Annotated in this window: 16 protein-coding genes; 4 read left to right on the plus strand and 12 right to left on the minus strand. The window is 66.3% G+C overall.

What is annotated here, in order from left to right; translation table 11 throughout:
- Positions 1-197: 197 nt before the first annotated feature.
- Entirely contained in the window at positions 198-884 is a 687-nt protein-coding gene (locus tag QWY80_RS01590; RefSeq protein WP_290228920.1) for a type 1 glutamine amidotransferase domain-containing protein, read from the plus strand.
- Positions 885-1153: 269 nt separating this feature from the next.
- On the opposite strand, the gene QWY80_RS01595 is transcribed toward QWY80_RS01590, so the two are convergent.
- The 9 genes from QWY80_RS01595 to QWY80_RS01635 form a co-directional block, all read right to left on the minus strand.
- The gene (locus QWY80_RS01595; protein WP_290228921.1) at positions 1154-1678 is read right to left on the minus strand and encodes a CPBP family glutamic-type intramembrane protease; all 525 of its coding nucleotides are present in this window, start codon (positions 1676-1678) and stop codon (positions 1154-1156) included.
- A gap of 234 nt (positions 1679-1912) precedes the next feature.
- Positions 1913-2491, minus strand: a complete 579-nt coding sequence (locus QWY80_RS01600; protein WP_290228922.1) for an HD domain-containing protein — start codon at positions 2489-2491, stop codon at positions 1913-1915.
- 390 nt (positions 2492-2881) lie between these two features.
- Positions 2882-4165 (minus strand): M24 family metallopeptidase, encoded by a 1284-nt coding sequence (locus QWY80_RS01605; RefSeq protein ID WP_290228923.1) that lies wholly within the window; start codon positions 4163-4165, stop codon positions 2882-2884.
- 47 nt (positions 4166-4212) lie between these two features.
- Positions 4213-5094 carry a HalD/BesD family halogenase gene (locus tag QWY80_RS01610; protein ID WP_290228924.1) on the minus strand — a complete coding sequence of 294 codons (882 nt, stop codon included), beginning with the start codon at positions 5092-5094 and terminating at the stop codon, positions 4213-4215.
- A gap of 105 nt (positions 5095-5199) precedes the next feature.
- Positions 5200-5916, minus strand: a complete 717-nt coding sequence (locus QWY80_RS01615) for an ABC transporter ATP-binding protein (RefSeq protein ID WP_290228925.1) — start codon at positions 5914-5916, stop codon at positions 5200-5202.
- A complete protein-coding gene (locus QWY80_RS01620; RefSeq protein WP_290228926.1) occupies positions 5913-6656 on the minus strand; it encodes an ABC transporter ATP-binding protein in 744 nt (247 codons plus the stop codon). Before QWY80_RS01620 ends, QWY80_RS01615 begins: the two co-directional genes overlap by 4 nt.
- Before the next feature lie 12 nt (positions 6657-6668).
- Entirely contained in the window at positions 6669-7643 is a 975-nt protein-coding gene (locus QWY80_RS01625; protein WP_290228927.1) for a branched-chain amino acid ABC transporter permease, read from the minus strand.
- Positions 7633-8505, minus strand: coding sequence for a branched-chain amino acid ABC transporter permease (locus QWY80_RS01630; RefSeq protein ID WP_290228928.1), 873 nt, complete (start codon positions 8503-8505; stop codon positions 7633-7635). The genes QWY80_RS01625 and QWY80_RS01630 overlap by 11 nt, the downstream gene beginning before the upstream one ends.
- A 75-nt stretch (positions 8506-8580) precedes the next feature.
- A complete protein-coding gene (locus QWY80_RS01635) occupies positions 8581-9834 on the minus strand; it encodes an amino acid ABC transporter substrate-binding protein (RefSeq protein WP_290228929.1) in 1254 nt (417 codons plus the stop codon).
- Positions 9835-10060: 226 nt separating this feature from the next.
- Here QWY80_RS01635 and QWY80_RS01640 point away from each other — a divergent pair, with 226 nt between their 5' ends.
- Entirely contained in the window at positions 10061-10936 is an 876-nt protein-coding gene (locus tag QWY80_RS01640; protein ID WP_290228930.1) for a LysR family transcriptional regulator, read from the plus strand.
- A 13-nt stretch (positions 10937-10949) separates the two neighbouring features.
- Here the strand turns inward: QWY80_RS01640 and QWY80_RS01645 are convergent, their stop codons facing one another.
- On the minus strand, positions 10950-11426 hold the full coding sequence (locus QWY80_RS01645) for a YbhB/YbcL family Raf kinase inhibitor-like protein (protein WP_290228931.1): 477 nt from the start codon (positions 11424-11426) through the stop codon (positions 10950-10952).
- A gap of 69 nt (positions 11427-11495) precedes the next feature.
- Between QWY80_RS01645 and QWY80_RS01650 the strand changes: the two genes are divergently transcribed.
- Together QWY80_RS01650 and QWY80_RS01655 are read left to right on the plus strand one after the other, a co-directional pair.
- Positions 11496-11960, plus strand: coding sequence for a flavodoxin family protein (locus QWY80_RS01650; protein ID WP_290228932.1), 465 nt, complete (start codon positions 11496-11498; stop codon positions 11958-11960).
- 225 nt (positions 11961-12185) lie between these two features.
- Entirely contained in the window at positions 12186-13205 is a 1020-nt protein-coding gene (locus QWY80_RS01655) for a TAXI family TRAP transporter solute-binding subunit (protein WP_290228933.1), read from the plus strand.
- An 82-nt stretch (positions 13206-13287) separates the two neighbouring features.
- Here the strand turns inward: QWY80_RS01655 and fadA are convergent, their stop codons facing one another.
- Positions 13288-14466 carry an acetyl-CoA C-acyltransferase FadA gene (gene fadA / locus QWY80_RS01660; protein ID WP_290228934.1) on the minus strand — a complete coding sequence of 393 codons (1179 nt, stop codon included), beginning with the start codon at positions 14464-14466 and terminating at the stop codon, positions 13288-13290.
- Between the two features lie 28 nt (positions 14467-14494).
- Positions 14495-16684, minus strand: a complete 2190-nt coding sequence (gene fadB, locus QWY80_RS01665) for a fatty acid oxidation complex subunit alpha FadB (RefSeq protein WP_290228935.1) — start codon at positions 16682-16684, stop codon at positions 14495-14497.
- Positions 16685-16753: the final 69 nt, after the last annotated feature.

The following is a 16753-nucleotide window of genomic DNA, read 5'->3' on the forward strand; positions in this document are numbered from 1 at the left end:
GTCTCGCTCAACCCGGAGCGGGAACTGCATGTCACCACGCCCGAACCAGAAAAACGGGCGGCGTGAATGAACTCAGAGACGACAACTTGCTTGACAACTACCGATCATGAGGTTCTCGAAGACCATGGTGGCCACTACCCTGGCCGGCATGGGTCATTCGCTCCCGTCCACCCACGAGCCATCACGAGGGATCTCGCATGAGTAAACGCATTCTGATGGTCCTGACCTCCCACGACCGCCTCGGGGACACCGGCGAGAAGACCGGCTTCTGGCTGGAAGAACTCGCCGCCCCCTACTATGCCTGCCTGGACGCCGGGGCCGAGGTGGTGCTGGCCTCGCCCAAGGGCGGCAAGCCGCCGCTGGATCCCAAGAGCGACGCCGAGGAGAGCCAGACCGAGACGACCCGCCGCTTCCAGGAGGACGACGAGGCCCAGGCCAGGCTTGGCGACACCCATCGCCTGGCCGAGCTGAACGCCGACGACTTCGACGCCATCTTCTACCCCGGCGGCCATGGCCCGCTCTGGGACCTGGCGGAAGATGCCGACTCTATCCGCCTGATCGAAACCTTCTGGGCCCAGCAGAAGCCGGTGGCCGCGGTCTGCCACGCGCCCATCGTGCTGATCAATGCCCGTGACGAGGCCGGGGAACCGATCGTCAAGGGACGCCACGTCACCGGCTTCACGAATGGCGAGGAGGACGCGGTCGGCCTGACGCAGGTCGTCCCGCACCTGGTGGAAGAGGCCCTGAAGGCGTGCGGCGGCCACTACTCCAAGGCCGACGACTTCACCCCCTACACCCGCCGCGACGGTCGACTGATCACCGGCCAGAACCCGCCCTCCTCCGAGCCGGTGGCCAAGCTGCTGCTGGAGGCGCTGGGCGAGTAAGCGACGAGCCCGAAACTCGACTCACCGCAACGCAACGCCCGCCTGCCGAGACAGCGCGGGCGTTGTTGGCCAGAAGCTTACCTTCGGGAAAGCTGGCTTGTGAAAACGTGCCAAGCCCACCGGGCGCGACTAAATGGAGCGCTCCGAGTGCAGCGCCGTGTTAGGCAAGCCCGAACACACCCTAGCCAATAATTTTTTGTCTGTATTCATAATTTGAGCAAAGCTCTCGTTTGTCACCGACCCCATCCTTCCTTTTTATTCTCTATCTTTCATAGTTCCAAAACCAGGTTTCGACCGCCGAGGAAAAAGACCCAAACCACCACCGTGGCCCAATGAATTAATACAGGCACCCATATGGACTTTGAGACCACGTAACCGTAACCACAGGTGACGCCGAGAATTGCGACAATCAATAAAAAGGCTGGATCAAGGAAAGTCGGCATAGCCGAGCTATTAAATGTGACCGCATTGAGGGGGTGCCACAGGACAAACAACAATGTACTCCAGGCAATAGCTATAACCACCTGCCATCGGCCACGCTCAATGATTTGTCTCGGAATAAGAACACCCCGGAAAAATGCCTCCTCAAGCAGCGCCGGAAAGATGAACAATGTAAGTGGCAAGAGAAATACCAATTCTGCCGAAATGAGTTCAAAACGCAGCAATCCCGAATTCAAGCCAACAGTTAACGAAATCACCGCGTAGAAGGGCACTAGTGCCCACGCTTTGAGCGGTGCTCGAAATGGGGATTTTCGGAAACCTTCTACAAGGTTTTCCTGGAGATATCCTTTCATTTATCGACATGCCTAATGAGAAAGCTTGCTGTGGTATAGGGTCCGGATAGATGTTGCGAGGCTGGCCAACTTTGTGATCTCAGCACGATGCTAGACCTCGTTGCAGAAGGCAACTATCGCCAGTAGCGGGCTTTTAGAATGTACTGATATGTTAACGTTTTTACCCCGCGCCGACCCATGCCTTACCCGGCTTTGCCAGGCCAGTAGTTATCCGGCCTCGGAGTGAAGGCTTCGTCAAATGGTATTGTTACCTTCTGCCAAAGCCTTTGTGTCTTTATCAATCAGCGCCCTTAACCTAGACGTAATGTCATCATGATTGGTATATCTCCTACCATAAGAAAGGTTGAATCCATAGTTAAAATCTGACGAATTCCTGCCCTGAGTGTGCTGCAAAACTGTTTCGATCTTATCAAAAGCTTTAGCCAACAAAGCTTCTTCGGAAGAAGCATTCTCATAGTCATCCCACAGAATGAGAATTTCTTCTTGGAGTATTTTTGGTAGTGGGCGAATGAGCAGCTCCAGGCCCTTCCTTTCCTCAACCCCTTTATCCATTCCCTCCACCTGATCTACGGCTGCTATATCACCACTTATGGCTTCGCCCAAATCATGAATGACACATATCTTTATAAGCCTCAATATATCAATGTCTGGATATTGACTCTCAAACAGCAAGATCATCAAACACAAGCGCCAAGTGTGTTCCGCCGTACTTTCATGCCGGCCGCTCGATGTTCTTGATGAACGGAGAGTATTTTTTAACTGCTCTGCTCCTCTGAGGAAATCGAGTATGCCCTCCAACTCTACTTCTTTCATTTCAACACCTTCTGTCGTTTCCTATACATTTGACCCTGCCAGCACGCGCGACTTTATAGTGAAGGCGAAGCCACAACGGAAAAGGCGTCGGCGTGCCTGGCCTTGTTAGGCCCCATGCTACAGATTCGCTGGATGACTTACACCATCGCTGATTGGAACAGCAGCAAGGTCATAGGGGTTGACGCCCTCCAAACACCCGATACTGAATCCGTACTCGTTTGGACTGGAACTACCACAGTTCGAACAGAAATAGTGCCTTGCGACCCGCGCAGGGGGAGACTTCTGCCGGGAGGCCTGCGGCCTCCAGTCGCGAGACAGAGTCTCCCTTCTGCCATGACGGCGTCACGCTGATCGGCGAGGAACCCGTTAGCGAGCGAGAAGAGCGATCGGTCAGAATTCGCGCCCCAGCAGGGCCTCGTCGAAGGGGTAGCGGGAAAGCTTGGCGATGCCGGTGTCGGTGATCAGCACCTCCTCCTCCAGCTTGACGCCATCGGCGGCGCCCACCTCGCCGATATAGCTCTCCACCGAGACCACCATGCCGGGCTCGAGGATGCCGTCGCGGGTGAAGCGGTCGAAGTCCATGTGGTGGGCCACCAGCGGGGTCTCGCCGTGCATGCCCACGCCGTGGATGATCGAGGGGTAGCGGCGGTCGAGGAAGCGCTCGGGGATCTTCCAGGCCTGCTCGGCGATCTCGCGATAGCTCATCCCGGGCGCCAGGATCGCCATGTTGTGGTGCACCTGGTCGTAGGCCATGCGGTAGAGCTCGCGCTGGTAGGCGCTGGGCTTGCCGGGGCCGACGTGGAAGGTGCGCGAGAAGTCCGAGTAGTAGCCGTGGCAACCGATGGTGTCGGTGTCCAGGGCCACCAGCTCGCCGGGGCGTATCCCCCGGTCGCTGGCCTCGTGGAACCAGGGGTTGGTGCGCGGCCCGGAGTTGAGCAGGCGGGTCTCGATGAACTCGCCGCCCTGGCGGATCACCTCGCCGTAGAGGATGGCGAACAGCTCGTTCTCGGTGATGCCGGGCTTGATGGCGGCCTCCACCTCGGCCACGGCGGCCTCGCTGGCGGCCATGGACTGGGCCAGGCAGGCGATCTCCTCCGGGGTCTTGAGGCGCCGGCAGTGCAGGGTATCCTGCATGCAGTCGACGACCTCGAGGCCCTGGGCCTCCAGGGAGCGCGCCAGGTTCAGGGTACAGCGGTCCAGGCCGACCTTCCTGCCGCCCCGGCCGTGGGCCGCCACCAGCTCGGCGATCTCGGTGCCGAAGGGGTCGCTGGAGAGGTTGTCACGCTGGTTGACCGCCGACCACACCACCTTGGAGGTGCGCGCCTCGTCGATGGTCTCCAGCCAGGTGGAGACGTGGGCGCTGCCCGGGTACTCGAAGAGGATCACCGGGCCGTCGAGGGGCACGTAGAGGTAGCGCGTGGAGTTGCGCAGGAAGTAGCCGAACATGTTGCGCGAGCCGCTGGCATAGCGCTGGTTGTTGGGGTCGAACAGCACCAGGGCGGCGTAGTTCTGCTCGGCCATCATGGCGCGCAGGCGGACCAGGCGGCCGGCGCGCAGCCGCACGGGGTCGAAGGCGGTGGGGATGCTGTCGCCGTTGGCCCGGGGGGCCGAGGGCACCACGGGGATGCGCTCGGGTTCGTTGTCGGTGAGGCGTTCGGATTCGACGATGCTCATGTCGGGACCTTGCGTCTGTCGTCGGGAAAGTACTGGGCGGCGTCGGTTCAGTCGGCGAGATTGTCGCGGCGCTGCATGCCTTCCTTCAGCAGGCGCTCGTGGACCGGCGCCAGGCGCCCGAAGATGCGCCGGGCGCGTTCGGGGCGGCCGATGAAGCCCGGCTCCTTGGCGTAGGCGAAGATCACGGTGTGGCGCTCGCGGTCGCCCTCCACCGGGGTGACGCGATGCAGCGAGTAGCGGCCGAAGAACACCTGCAGGTCGCCGGGCGCCAGGTCGAGGGACTTGAGCCGGGCACGGTCGCCGTCGAGCACCCGCTGGACCGCCGCGAAGTTCTCGCCCTCGGGGCTGCGGAGGCCGGGGGCGTACTCGAAGCGCCCGCCGCGGTGGGCGCGCCGGGTCATCAGGGTGACGATGAACTCGTTGGTGTCGTAGTGCCAGGGGTGCTGGCAGCCCTCGCGCAGCACGTTGACCACCAGGTCGGCCAGGGGGTCGGCGTAGGGGTGGATGGTCTCCATGCCCACCACCTCGGCGACGAAGCGCTGGAAGTCGGGGTTCTGGTAGACCTGGCGGATCAGGGTGTCCTCGCCGATGCGGTCGCCGGCGACGAAGCCGTTGGTGCGGTCGTCGAAGCGGTTGACCGGGTGGCTGGCGGGCAGCGCCGGGTCGCCGGCGCTGTTGTAGGGGTTGGTCTCGGTCTGGTTGTAGTGGGCCTGGGGCGAGAGGCGCTCGGTCTCGCGCTCGAGCCCGGCCAGCGCCGCTTCCGGCACGAAACGCTCGAGGACCACGCAGCCGTCCGCCTCGAGCTGGCGACGGCAGTCGGCGATCAGCCGGCAGCCGGCCTCGCCTTGCGGGTCGTGGATGGGGTAGCGCTCCAGGTCAATGAGCCCTTGCAGTGAGGCGTCGTCGCCCCGCCGACTCATGGCATGCATCGTCTTCGCTCCTGCCGACGTTGATGGATAACCCAGGGTCAGCGTAGTGAGCGAAGCTCAATAAGAGAAATGAATGATCAAGATGGAATTAATTGCAGGGTCTCATCAATCGCCGCCCATGTAGAGCGACATGAGGTGGCGGTCATCGCGGATGTCGGCCGCGGTGCCGGCGAACTTCCGGTTCCCCCCCGCCAGGACATAGAGGCGGTCGGCGATGGGCAGCGCCTCGCGGATATTCTGCTCGATCATGACCACGCCGACGCCCCGCTCGCGCAGCCCCTTCACCCGGGCCATGGTCTCGCCGACCAGGGCCGGTGACAGGCCCGCGGAGGGCTCATCCAGCAGCACGAAGGCGGGGGCCGGCACCAACGCCCGGGCGATGGCGACCATCATCTGTTCGCCGCCCGACAGCGACCCCGCCGGGACATGGCGTCGACGCTGCAGGCTGGGATAGTCGTCGATCAGGGTCTCGATGCGCTCCTCCACCCAGGCGGTGTCACGCAGGGAGTAGCCGCCCATGCGCAGGTTCTCCATCACTGTGAAACGCGGGAAGACGCCGCCGCCCTGGGGCATCATGACGATCCCCTGGCGCACCACCTCATGCACCGCCAGGCCGGTGAGCTCGGTCTCCCCCAGGTGCAGTTGCCCGCTCCAGGCCGGCAACAGGCCGGCGATGGCCTTGATCACCGTGGACTTGCCACTGCCGTTGGGACCGAACACGCAGGTGACCTCCTCCGCGCGCGCCGCCATCGACACGCCGTGGACGATTTCCTGCTTGCCGTAGCCGGTCACCAGGTCGGTGACGCGCAGTTCCTCACTCATTCCCGTCGCCCCAGATAGGCTCGCCGTACCTCGCGATTGTCGGCGATCTCGTCGAAGCTGCCCTCGACGACGACACGCCCCGCATCCATCACCACGATGCGGTCGCAGGTCTCGCGCACCATCTCCATGTCGTGCTCGATCACCAGGAAGGTGGCGCCGGCCTCGCGCACCCGCCGGATCGCCTCCAGCATGATGCGGCGGATCTTCGGGTGCACCCCGGCGGTGGCCTCGTCGAGCAGGATGACGCTGGGGTCGCGCATGCAGACCCGCCCGAACTCCAACAGCTTCTGCTGCCCCCCGGACAGCTCCGACGCCAGGTTGTCGGCCACATGGCCGATCTCCAGCATCTCCAGGACCTCGCCGGCCCGCCCGGGCGCCCCCTTCCAGTCGCCCTCCACGGCGGCCGCCAGCAGGTTGTCACGCACGCTGATGTTGTCGAACAGCGAGGGAATCTGAAAGGTCCGGGCCAGCCCCGCCCGCGCGATGCGCCACGCCGGCAGGCCGGTCACCTCCCGCCCATCGAGCCAGACCCGTCCCTCGTCCAGCGCCAGCATGCCGGCGATCAGGTTGAACAGCGTCGACTTGCCGCTGCCGTTGGGGCCGATGACCCCGACCACCTCGCGCGAAGCCACCTCGAGGCCGACGCCGTCCACGGCGGTGACCCCGCCGAAGTGCTTGACGGCCCCCTCCACCACCAGTGGAGAGCGCGGTTGCGGCCGGGCATCGCGGCTGGCCGGCATGGCGACTCCTCCTCACAGTTTGCGCAGCAGGCGCGTCAGCACGCCGTGACCGCGGCGTCCCCCCGGCAACAGGCTGATCAGGCCGTTGGGCAGGAACAGTACGATCAAGGCGATGATCAACCCGAGGATCGGCAGGTAGATGGCGGTATCGCCGAACTCGGACCAGATGTAGCGGTTGGTCACCCACAGCACGGTGGCGCCGAGCGCCGGCCCCCACACCGTGCCGAGTCCCCCCAGCAGCACCATGACCACCATCTGATCGGTGATCTCCGGCCCCATCACCGAACGCGGATCGATGAAGGTGACCCAGTAGGCATAGATGCTGCCGAACAGCGAGGTGATGCCGGCGGAGAGCGCGAAGGCCTGCACCTTGACCCGGGTGGTATGGATGCCCACGGCCTCGGCCGCGGGTTCGTGGTCACGCAACGCCTTGAGCCGGTAGCCGAAGCGGGTCCGCTCCAGCAGGTACCAGGCGCCGAGATAGACCGCCAGGGCGACTACCAGCATGGTGTAGTAGAAGAAGAACTCGTTGAGATAGGCCGGCAGGGAGAGGCCGCCGGTGCCGCCGGTGATATCCAGCACGGTCGCCAGTTGCATCAGCATCTCGGCGAAGGCCCAGGTGGCGATGGCGAAGTAGGCGCCCCGCAGACGCATGGTCGGTCCCCCGATGGCCGCGGCGACGCCCACCGCCACGAGGATCCCCAGCGGGAGCGTGGCCAGGAAGGGCATTCCCACGCCGCTCTGCATGAGGATGCCGGTCACGTAGGCACCGATACCGAAGAAGGCGGAGTGGCCGAAGCTGATATAGCCGGCGTAGCCGCCGACGATGTTCCAGGCGCAGGCCAGCCCCGCCCACATCAAGACGCCGGTGACGATACGCAGGGAGTAGGGGTCGATGAACGCCGGCAAGGCGGTCAGGGCCGCCGTCCCCGCGACCAGGGCGAGGCCAGTGGCGACGAGCCGGCGACGGCTGGGCTTAGATACCACGTCGGAGGATCCCCTTGGGCGAGATGAGCAGGACCAGGTAGAGGGTCGCGAAGACCACCAGCAAGGAGTAGCGGGTCCCCACGTAGGTCCCCACCAGCGATTCCACCAGCCCCAGGATCAGGCCGGCCACCAGCACGCCGCCCACCGAGCCCAGCCCGGCGAGCACGGCCACGAAGAAGGCGAACAGCGTGTAACGGACCCCGACCTCGGGGTTCACCGAATAGATGGTGGCCAACAGCACGCCCGCCGACGCCGTGATCCCCGTGTAGATGCCGTACACATAGGCCGAGACGCGCTTGACGTCCACGCCCATCAAGCCGGCATGGTCGCGATTCTGGGCCACCGCCCGGACCGCCATCCCGAAGCGGGTGCGATACAGCAGCACGAACAGCCCCAGGCCCAGCAACAGGGCCATGCCGAAGGCCGACAGCCGCAGCAGGGGGATGGTGACCGGGCCCACCGACAGCGAGGCGCCGGACAGCACCGAGTCGACGCTGCGGCTGTCGAAGGACCACAGCCACAGCGCCCCGCCGCGCATCATGATGAAGAGGCCGAAGGTGAAGGCGAGCGCCATGAGGTCGGGGCGCGCATAGCGGCTGGTGCGCACATGGTAGATCAGCGGCCCGAGCGCACAGCCGATGCCGGCGAAGACCACGAAGATGAAGAACACGCTGATGAAGGGGTCGAGGCCCAGCAGGCGGCTCGCCCAGTAGGCGGCGTAACCGCCCAGCATGACCCAGCCCCCCACGGCGAAGTCGATCACGTGGAGCACGCCGAAGGTCAGTTGGAACCCGACGGTCAGGCAGATGAGGATGCCGCCGATCAGGATGCCATTCAGCAAGGCCTGGAGCAGTACGTCCAATCTCTCGCCCTCCCTGCCATGAACCGCCCGTCACCCGGCGTCAGGCCACCGGGTGACGGAACGCTTCGACATCGCTCAGGAGAAGGCCGGCAGCGGGTAGACCAGCTCCGTCTGCGCCGCATCGCCTGGGGCCACGGGCACGACCCGCCCCTCGGTGATCTGGATGACCACCGGCACGGGCCGGATATTGTTGTGGTAGTGACTGCCCTCGCGCTCGAAGGCGACCGGGCCATAGAAGGTCTCGATGTCGGTCTCCTCCAGCGCCTCCACCAGCTCCAGGCGCGCCTGTCGTTCCCAGGCCGGCGGCTTGCCGAGGCGCCGGGCGGCGTCCTGGAGGACCAGGCCGCTGGCCGAGCAGGCCGCCTCGGTGTAGTCGGGATGGCTTCCCCAGCGGGAGTGGGACAGCTCGTCGTAGTCGCTGGCGCTACCGAAGAGATCATCGCGATAGGGCAGGTTCGGCGTCCAGACGGAGATGCCCAGTACGCCGTTGGCGTCCCCGCCCAACTGATCGGCGAAGGCCGCCGCGGTGACCCCATAGTGCATGAGGATCGCCTTGGGCCGGAAATCCAGCGACTTGGCGGTATTGATGAAGTTGATCAACACCTCCTCGTGGCCCCCCACGGCGACCAGGTCGGGGTCGTCGGCCTTGAGATTGGAGACGATCGGCGTCAGGTCGGCATTGGCCGGAAACAGCTCGAAGCGCGTCAACTCGAGGCCGGCATCCTCTACCCCGTTGCGGAACCCCTCGGCGGTTTCCTTGGAGAAGGGCTCGTCGACGCCGACCACGCCCACCGAGGCGGCGCCGGTCGCCTCGGCAATGACATTGATGGAGCGGCCCGCGGAGTGATCGACGGCGGGAATCATGCCGAAATTGAAGCGCGGCTTCTCCAGCCAGACGTTGGGCGATTCCGCCGACCCCGAGATCATCGGCACGCTGTACTTGGCGCAGATCGGCTGCACGGCCAGCGTCACCCCGGACGTATAGGGGCCGAACAGGACGCTGACCTCGTCACGGATGATCAAGCGTTCGGCGGCATCGGCGCCCGAGGCGGGGCGGGACTGGGCGTCGCCGTAGAACATCTCCACCCGGTACCGATCGCCATTGATCTCCACGCCGCCCAGCTTGTTGATTTCTTCCGCCCAGAGGTCATAGCCGCGTCGGGTGAGGTTGCCGCCGAAGCGGTTCTCTCCCGACAGTGAGGTCACCACGCCGCAGCGGAGCACGGGCTCCTGGGCGCGAAGATGGATGGCCGGTGCCCCGAGGGACAGGGCACCCAGCCCATAGGCCGAGCCCCTGAGGAAGTTCCTGCGCGATATCTTGTCGGTCATGCCAACCTCCCCGCATGGTTTTCGTTTGTCTCTGGCAACACGGGAGATAGCGGAAGTCCTGCTCTGAACAACATAGCAGAGTTTGCCCCCTGCCCCCTCCGCGCCCTCCGCGCCCTTTCCGGGCATCCCGCCTGACATGCCCCACGGGGACTGGACGGCACGACCCGTCAAATCAATAATAAAAGCGAATCCATGGAATAAAACCCATTTACAAGGCTCATGACTCATGGACACCGACCTGCTACGCGCCTTCGTCACCGTGGCCGAGTGCCAGGGCTTCAGCGCCGCCGGCAAGGTGCTGCATCGCACCCAGTCGGCGATCAGCCTGCAGATCAAGCGCCTCGAGGAGCAGATGGGCAAGGCGCTGTTCGAGCGCACCAGCCGCAGCGTGCTGCTGACCGTCCCCGGCGAGCGGCTGCTGCCCTATGCGCGCCACATGCTCAAGCTGGAGGACGAGACGCGCGAGGCCCTGAGCGAGTCGCCGCGCGGCGAGCTGATCCGCTTCGGCACCTCGGAGGAGCAGGCCGGCGCCTACCTGCCGGCACTGCTGCCGCACCACGCCGCGCGCTTCCCCGAGACCCGCTTCGAGGTGAGCTGCGACATCAGCGCCGCCCTGGTGGAACGCTTCCAGGAGGGGCTGCTGGACGTGGTGCTGTCGATCCGCCACGCCCCGACCCAGTCCGGCCACCTGCTGGGTTGGGAGCCGATGGTCTGGGTGGTGGCCGAGGGGCACTCGCCGCGCGACTGGGCCAGCCTGCCCCTGGCGCTGAACCCGGAGGGCTGCATCTTCCGCGCCCACGCCCTGTCGGCGCTCGGCCGCCTGGGCCGGCGCTGGGAGCTGCGCTACGTCAGCCAGTCGCCCACCGGCATCAACCTACCAGTGCAGGCGGGCCTGGCGGTGACGGTGAAGACGCCACGCAGCGTGCCCGAGGGCTGTCGCATCGTGGGCGAGGAGGAGGGCCTGCCCCCGCTGGGGCAGGTGGAGGTGGAACTGCATCGCCGGCCGGGACACGCCAGCGGGGCCCTGGCGGCCTTCTGCGAAGCGCTGGAGGGCAGCGTGGCCGACAACCAGCGGGTATCGGCACCCCAGTCCGCAGGCTGAGGCGCCGCGGTCATCATCCGCGCTGGTAGGTCCCCACCAGGCGATTCATGCCCAGCAGGTGCGGCTCCACCTGCACCAGCAGATCGTGCAGCTTGAGGCCCTCGGGCAGGCCGGTGGCCTTGTCCAGCGCCAGCACCCAGAAGTAGTAGCGGTGCTCGCCGTGGCCCTCCGGCGGCATGGGCCCGCCATAGCCGAGCTTGCCGAAATCGTTCTTGCCACGCGTCCCCGTCCCGCTGGCCTCCTCGAGCGAGGTGGTGGAGGCCGGCAGGTTGTAGAGCACCCAGTGCACGAAGCCGTAGGCGCCGTTCTGCACCAGGGGGGCATCCGGGTCGTGGCAGATCACCGCGAAGCCCTTGGTGCCCTTGGGGACGTCTTGCCAGGCCAGGGCCGGCGAGAGGTCGTCGCCCTCCCCGGTGTGCTTGACGGGAATGGCGCCACCATCCTCGAAGGCGCCGCTCGAGAGCCGCATGGTCGACAGGGCGAATGCCATGGTTGATCCTCCTGCTATTGAACGGACTGGAACCGCTTCAGCCTCGGTAAATGCCCAGGAGCTGTCAACATGAGCAAGCGCCTGCTGATCGTCGCCCATGCGCCCTCCCCCAACACCCTCAGGCTGCGCGAGGCCGCCGAACGCGGTGCACGGCATCCCGACGTCGAGGGCATCGAGGTGGTGGTGAAGCCACCCCTGGAGGCGGGCCCCGAGGACGCCCTGGCCTGCGATGCCATCCTGCTCGGCACCACCGAGAACCTGGGCTACATGAGCGGCGCCTTGAAGGACTTCTTCGACCGTTCGTACTACCCGGTGCTGGAGGAGAAGCAGGGCCTGCCCTGTGCGCTCTACATCCGCGCCGGGCGCGACGGCACCGGCACCCGCCGGGCCGTGGAGGGCATCGTCACCGGGCTGCGCTGGCGCTGGGTGCAGGAGCCGCTGATCCTGCGCGGCGACTGGCAGGAGGGCTTCGTCGAGCAGGTGGAGGAATTGGGCCTTTACCTGGCCGCCGGCCTGGAGGCGGGCATCCTCTGAGCGCCACGCCGAGGCTGAGAGGAATACACCGGCGGCCGACTCCCCCGCGTGCTATATCTGAAGTGTTGCGCCCATTGCCATGTCGGCGGGCCGCACCAGAGCGCAGCCAACGGCAGCGGTTTCGCATGCAGAACAACCGAATATAACAAGCGACGACCAGACGACAAGCCTGCCATGCGGTCCCGATGACGACTCTGGCCGACTCGCCCCACTGCGAGGTGCGTCATGACCCGATATCCCCTGCTGCTGGCCCTCGGGCTCGGCGGTCTCAGCCTCTTCATCGCGCCCACCTCTGACGCCCAGGATGCCGACGAACTGGTCATCGGCACGGCCAGCCCCGCCGGGGTCTACCACCAGGCCGGCCGGGCGATCTGCCGGGTCGTCGAGGCGCCCTGCCGCCCCGAGCCCGGCGACGGCTCGGTCGCCAACCTGCGTGCCCTGCGCAACGGCGAACTGGGCATCGCCCTGGCCCAGTCGGACATCCACTACTACGCCTTCAGCGGCACCGAGGGATTCCAGGAGGCCGGGCCGGACTCCCGGCTGCGCTCGCTGTTCTCGCTGCACGGCGAACCCTTCACCCTGGTGGTGCGCCGCGACGCCGGCATCCAAGGCCTCGACGACCTGGAGGAGCGCGCGGTGAACATCGGCAACCCCGGCTCCGGACAGCGCGGCACCATGCTGCGGTTGATGGATGCCCGGGGTTGGAGCCTCGGCAGCTTCCGACTGGCTAACGACCTGCCCGCCGAGCAGCAGGCCATGGAGCTGTGCCACGGCAAGGTCGACGCCATGGTCTATACCGTGGGGCACCCCAACGAGTCGGTGGCCCAGGCCATCCGGCTGTGCGACGCGACCCTGGTCGATGTCGAGGGCCCGGCCGTCGACATGCTGGTGGAGGCCTACCCCTTCTTCAGCCGCGCCTCGATTCCCGGCGGCCTCTACGGCGAGGACCAGCCCGCCATACGCACCTTCGGCGTGCGCGCCACCCTGGTGGCCTCGGCCGATACCGATCCCGACCGGGTCTACCGCCTGGTGGCCGATGTGTTCGACAACCTGCTGCGCTTCAAGGCCTACCATCCCGCCTTCGGTACCCTGAAGCCCCGCGAGATGATCCAGGCGGGCCTCAGCGCCCCGTTGCACGAGGGCGCCCTGCGCTATTACCGGGAGCAGGGTTGGGTGGACGAATCGGGAAGGGTGCCTGACCGGCCGGCATCACGGCCCGCAGACAGCGCTACCACGACGCCATAGACCATCGCCGACGACTGCCCGCCTGCCAACGCCGGCGGCACCCCGCAGGGTGCCGCCGGGCGTCCGATGCGGTGTCCCTCGCCTAGTCGAGACGCTCGAACACCGTGGCCACGCCCTGGCCCATGCCGATGCACATGGTGGCCAGGCCCAGAGTGGTGTCGCGCTCCTGCATCACGTTGAGCAGGGTGGTGCAGATACGCGCGCCGGAGCAGCCCAGCGGATGGCCCAGGGCGATGGCGCCGCCGTGCAGGTTGACCTTGTCGTCCATGGCGTCGTGCAGGCCCAGGTCCTGGAGCACCGGCAGCGCCTGGGCGGCGAAGGCCTCGTTGAGCTCGACGGTCTGGATGTCGTCGATGGTCAGGCCGGCGCTCTTGAGCGCCTTCTTCGATGCCGGCACCGGGCCATAGCCCATGATCGAAGCGTCGCAGCCCGCCACGCCGGTGGACAGCACCCGGGCGATGGGCGTGAGCCCCAGGGCCTGGGCGCGTTCGTAGCTCATCACCGCCATGCCGGCCGCCCCCACGGAGAGCGCCGAGGAGGTGCCGGCGGTGACGGTGCCGCCCCGGGGATCGAACACCGGCTTGAGCTCGGCCATCTTCTCCAGGCTGGCGTCGCCGCGGATCACCTCGTCACGATCCACCAGGATGCGCATCCCGTCGGCGTCGTGGCCCTCCACCCCGATGATCTCGTTGTCGAAGCCGCCGTTCTCCATGGCCGCCTGGGCGCGCTGGTGGGAGCGCACGCCGAAGGCGTCCTGGTCCTCGCGGGAGATGCCATGCATCTTGCCCAGCAGCTCGGCGGTCAGGCCCATCATCATGGCCGCCTTGGCGGCATGCTTGCTGGCCGCCGGGTTGACGTCCACGCCGTGGGTCATGGGCACGTGTTCCATGTGCTCCACGCCGCCGATGACGTAGAAGTCGCCCATGCCGGCCTTGATGTTGGCCGTAGCGATGTGCAGCGCGCTCATCGAGGAGCCGCACAGGCGGTTCACCGTCTGGGCCGGCACGCTGCGCGGGATGCCGGTCAGGATCGCCGCGTTGCGTGCGATGTTCATGGCCTGCTCCAGGGTCTGGTTGACGCAGCCCCAGATCACGTCGTCGACTTCCGCCGGGTCGAGGCCGGCGTTGCGCTCGAACAGCGCCTGCATCACGGCGGCGGAGAGGTTCTCGGCGCGCACGTGGCGGAAGCCGCCGTGCTTGGCCTTGGCCATGGCGGTGCGCACGGCGTCGACCACCACGATGTCTCTCGGATTCAGACTCATTGCTTGCGTCTCCTTGTTCGCGGTGGGGTCAGCCCCGGGCCTGGGTGGAGTAGAAGGACTCGTCGGCCTCGGCCATGGCGCGCAGCCGCTCGGTGGGGGCGTAGAGCGGGCCCAGTTCCCCGGCCAGGCCATCGGCCAGGCGGACGAACTCGGCCACGCCCATGGCGTCGATGTAGCGCAGCGCACCGCCGCGGAACGGCGGGAAGCCGATGCCGTAGATCAGCGCCATGTCCGCCTCGGCGGCGCTGCCGACGATGCCGTCCTCCAGGCAGCGCACGGACTCCAGGCACAGCGGCACCATCATCCACGCGATGATGTCGTCGTCGCTGAACTCGCGGGTCTCCTCGGCAATGCCCTCGACCAGCTCGATGGCCGCCGCGTCACTGACTTTCTTCGGCTTGCCCTTCCTGTCCTCCTCATAGGCGTAGAAGCCCCTGGCGTTCTTCTGGCCCAGGCGGTCATTGTCGAACATCACCTGGATGGCGCTCTTGCCCTTGTCTTCCTCTCCGGCGCCGCCCAGGCTGCCCATGCGTTCGGGGAACCCCTCGGCCATCACCTCGCCGGCGTGCACGGCGGTGTCCAGGCCCACCACGTCGAGCAGGTAGGCCGGCCCCATGGGCCAGCCGAACCTCTCCATCACCTTGTCAATGCGCTGGAAGTCGGCGCCGTGCGCCAGCAGCTGACTGAAGCCGCCGAAGTAGGGGAAGAGAATGCGGTTGACCAGGAACCCGGGGCAGTCGTTGACCACGATGGGCGTCTTGCCCATGGCCCGGGCGTAGGCCACGGTGGCCGCTACGGCGGCGTCGCCGGTCTTCTCGCCGCGGATCACCTCCACCAGCGGCATGCGGTGCACCGGGTTGAAGAAGTGCATGCCGCAGAAGCTCTCGGGGCGCGACAGGTTCTCGGCCAGGCGGCTGATGGAGATGGTGGAGGTGTTGGAGGCGAGGATGGTCTCCTCGCCCACCAGGCCCTCCACCTCGGTGAGCACCGCGTCCTTGACCCTGGGGTTCTCGACCACCGCCTCGACCACCAGGTCGACGTGGCCGAAGTCGCCGTAGGAGAGGGTCGGGCGAATGTTGGTGAGCCGTTCGGCCATCTGCTCGGTGGAGAACTTGCCGCGCTCGACCTGCTTGGTGAACAGCTTGCGTGCCTCCTTGAGCCCCAGCTCGATGGCGTCGGCCTTGATGTCCTTCATCAGGATCGGCGTGCCCTTGGAGGCGCTCTGGTAGGCGATGCCGCCGCCCATGATGCCGGCGCCCAGCACGGCGGCCTGCGCGACCGGGCGCGCCTGCTTGGCGTACTGGCCGCCCTTCTTCTTGACCACCTGGTCGTTGAGGAAGAGCCCCACCAGGTTGAAACAGACGTCGGTCATGGCCAGCTTGGCGAAGGCCTGGGTCTCGATGGCCTGGGCCCGGGAGCGGGTCTCGCCGGCGCCCTTCTGGATCACCTTGATCGCCTCGATGGGCGCCGGGTAGTGCGGCCCGGCCTTGCCGGCCACATAGCCCTTGGCGGTCTCGAAGGCCATCATCTGCTCGATAGCGTCGAGCTTCAGCGGACCGGTCTTCTCGGCGCGGCGCGCCCGATGGTCCAGCTCGCCGGCATTGGCCCGGGCCAGGATGTCGCGGGCGGCGGCCTCGAGCGCCTCGCCCGGTACCACGGCGTCCACCGCCCCCATCTTCAGCGCCGTCTCGGCGTCGTTCTCGGAGCCCCCGGCGATCCACTCGATGGCGTTGTCGGCGCCGATCAGCCGTGGCAGGCGCACGCAGCCCCCCCAGCCGGGCAGGATGCCCAGCTTGGTCTCGGGCAGGCCGATCTTCGCCGTCTCGGCCATGACGCGGAAGTCGGTGGTCAGGGCCACCTCGCAGCCGCCGCCCAGGGCCAGGCCGTTGAGGGCGGTGACCGTGGGGAACGGCAGGTCCTCGATGGCGTTGAACAGCGCGTGCACCCGCTCGAGCATCGCCTTGATCTCGTCGCCGCCCCGCTCGAAGAGGCCATGGAACTCGGTGATATCGGCGCCGACGATGAAGGCCTCCTTGGCGCTGGCCAGCACCAGCCCCTTCAGGCCGGTCTCCGCTCTGACCGCCTCGAGGGCCTCGCCCAGCTCGGCGACCACCGCACTGGACAGCTTGTTGACCGACTCGTCCTGCAGGTCGAAGGTGAGCGTGGCGATGTCGCCCTCGCCGCGCCCCACCGTGATGGCGTTGCCTTGATAGATCATCCGCGAATCCCCCGATTTCATACGGTCGTTTGAATGCACACAGCTTGGTGCACCCGCCACGGTTCGTCA

This window comes from Halomonas ramblicola, assembly GCF_030409215.1.
Taxonomy (GTDB): Bacteria; Pseudomonadota; Gammaproteobacteria; order Pseudomonadales; family Halomonadaceae; genus Halomonas; species Halomonas ramblicola.

What these genes read in the sequence shown, in the direction of transcription:
- QWY80_RS01605 (WP_290228923.1), bottom strand. Translation starts at nt 4,165, where the DNA reads ATGAGCATCGTCGAATCCGAACGCCTCACCGACAACGAACCCGAGCGC.
- QWY80_RS01640 (WP_290228930.1), top strand. Translation starts at nt 10,061, where the DNA reads ATGGACACCGACCTGCTACGCGCCTTCGTCACCGTGGCCGAGTGCCAG.
- QWY80_RS01650 (WP_290228932.1), top strand. Translation starts at nt 11,496, where the DNA reads ATGAGCAAGCGCCTGCTGATCGTCGCCCATGCGCCCTCCCCCAACACC.
- QWY80_RS01635 (WP_290228929.1), bottom strand. Translation starts at nt 9,834, where the DNA reads ATGACCGACAAGATATCGCGCAGGAACTTCCTCAGGGGCTCGGCCTAT.
- QWY80_RS01645 (WP_290228931.1), bottom strand. Translation starts at nt 11,426, where the DNA reads ATGGCATTCGCCCTGTCGACCATGCGGCTCTCGAGCGGCGCCTTCGAG.
- QWY80_RS01600 (WP_290228922.1), bottom strand. Translation starts at nt 2,491, where the DNA reads ATGAAAGAAGTAGAGTTGGAGGGCATACTCGATTTCCTCAGAGGAGCA.
- QWY80_RS01590 (WP_290228920.1), top strand. Translation starts at nt 198, where the DNA reads ATGAGTAAACGCATTCTGATGGTCCTGACCTCCCACGACCGCCTCGGG.
- fadB (WP_290228935.1), bottom strand. Translation starts at nt 16,684, where the DNA reads ATGATCTATCAAGGCAACGCCATCACGGTGGGGCGCGGCGAGGGCGAC.
- QWY80_RS01620 (WP_290228926.1), bottom strand. Translation starts at nt 6,656, where the DNA reads ATGCCGGCCAGCCGCGATGCCCGGCCGCAACCGCGCTCTCCACTGGTG.
- fadA (WP_290228934.1), bottom strand. Translation starts at nt 14,466, where the DNA reads ATGAGTCTGAATCCGAGAGACATCGTGGTGGTCGACGCCGTGCGCACC.
- QWY80_RS01610 (WP_290228924.1), bottom strand. Translation starts at nt 5,094, where the DNA reads ATGCATGCCATGAGTCGGCGGGGCGACGACGCCTCACTGCAAGGGCTC.
- QWY80_RS01655 (WP_290228933.1), top strand. Translation starts at nt 12,186, where the DNA reads ATGACCCGATATCCCCTGCTGCTGGCCCTCGGGCTCGGCGGTCTCAGC.
- QWY80_RS01615 (WP_290228925.1), bottom strand. Translation starts at nt 5,916, where the DNA reads ATGAGTGAGGAACTGCGCGTCACCGACCTGGTGACCGGCTACGGCAAG.
- QWY80_RS01595 (WP_290228921.1), bottom strand. Translation starts at nt 1,678, where the DNA reads ATGAAAGGATATCTCCAGGAAAACCTTGTAGAAGGTTTCCGAAAATCC.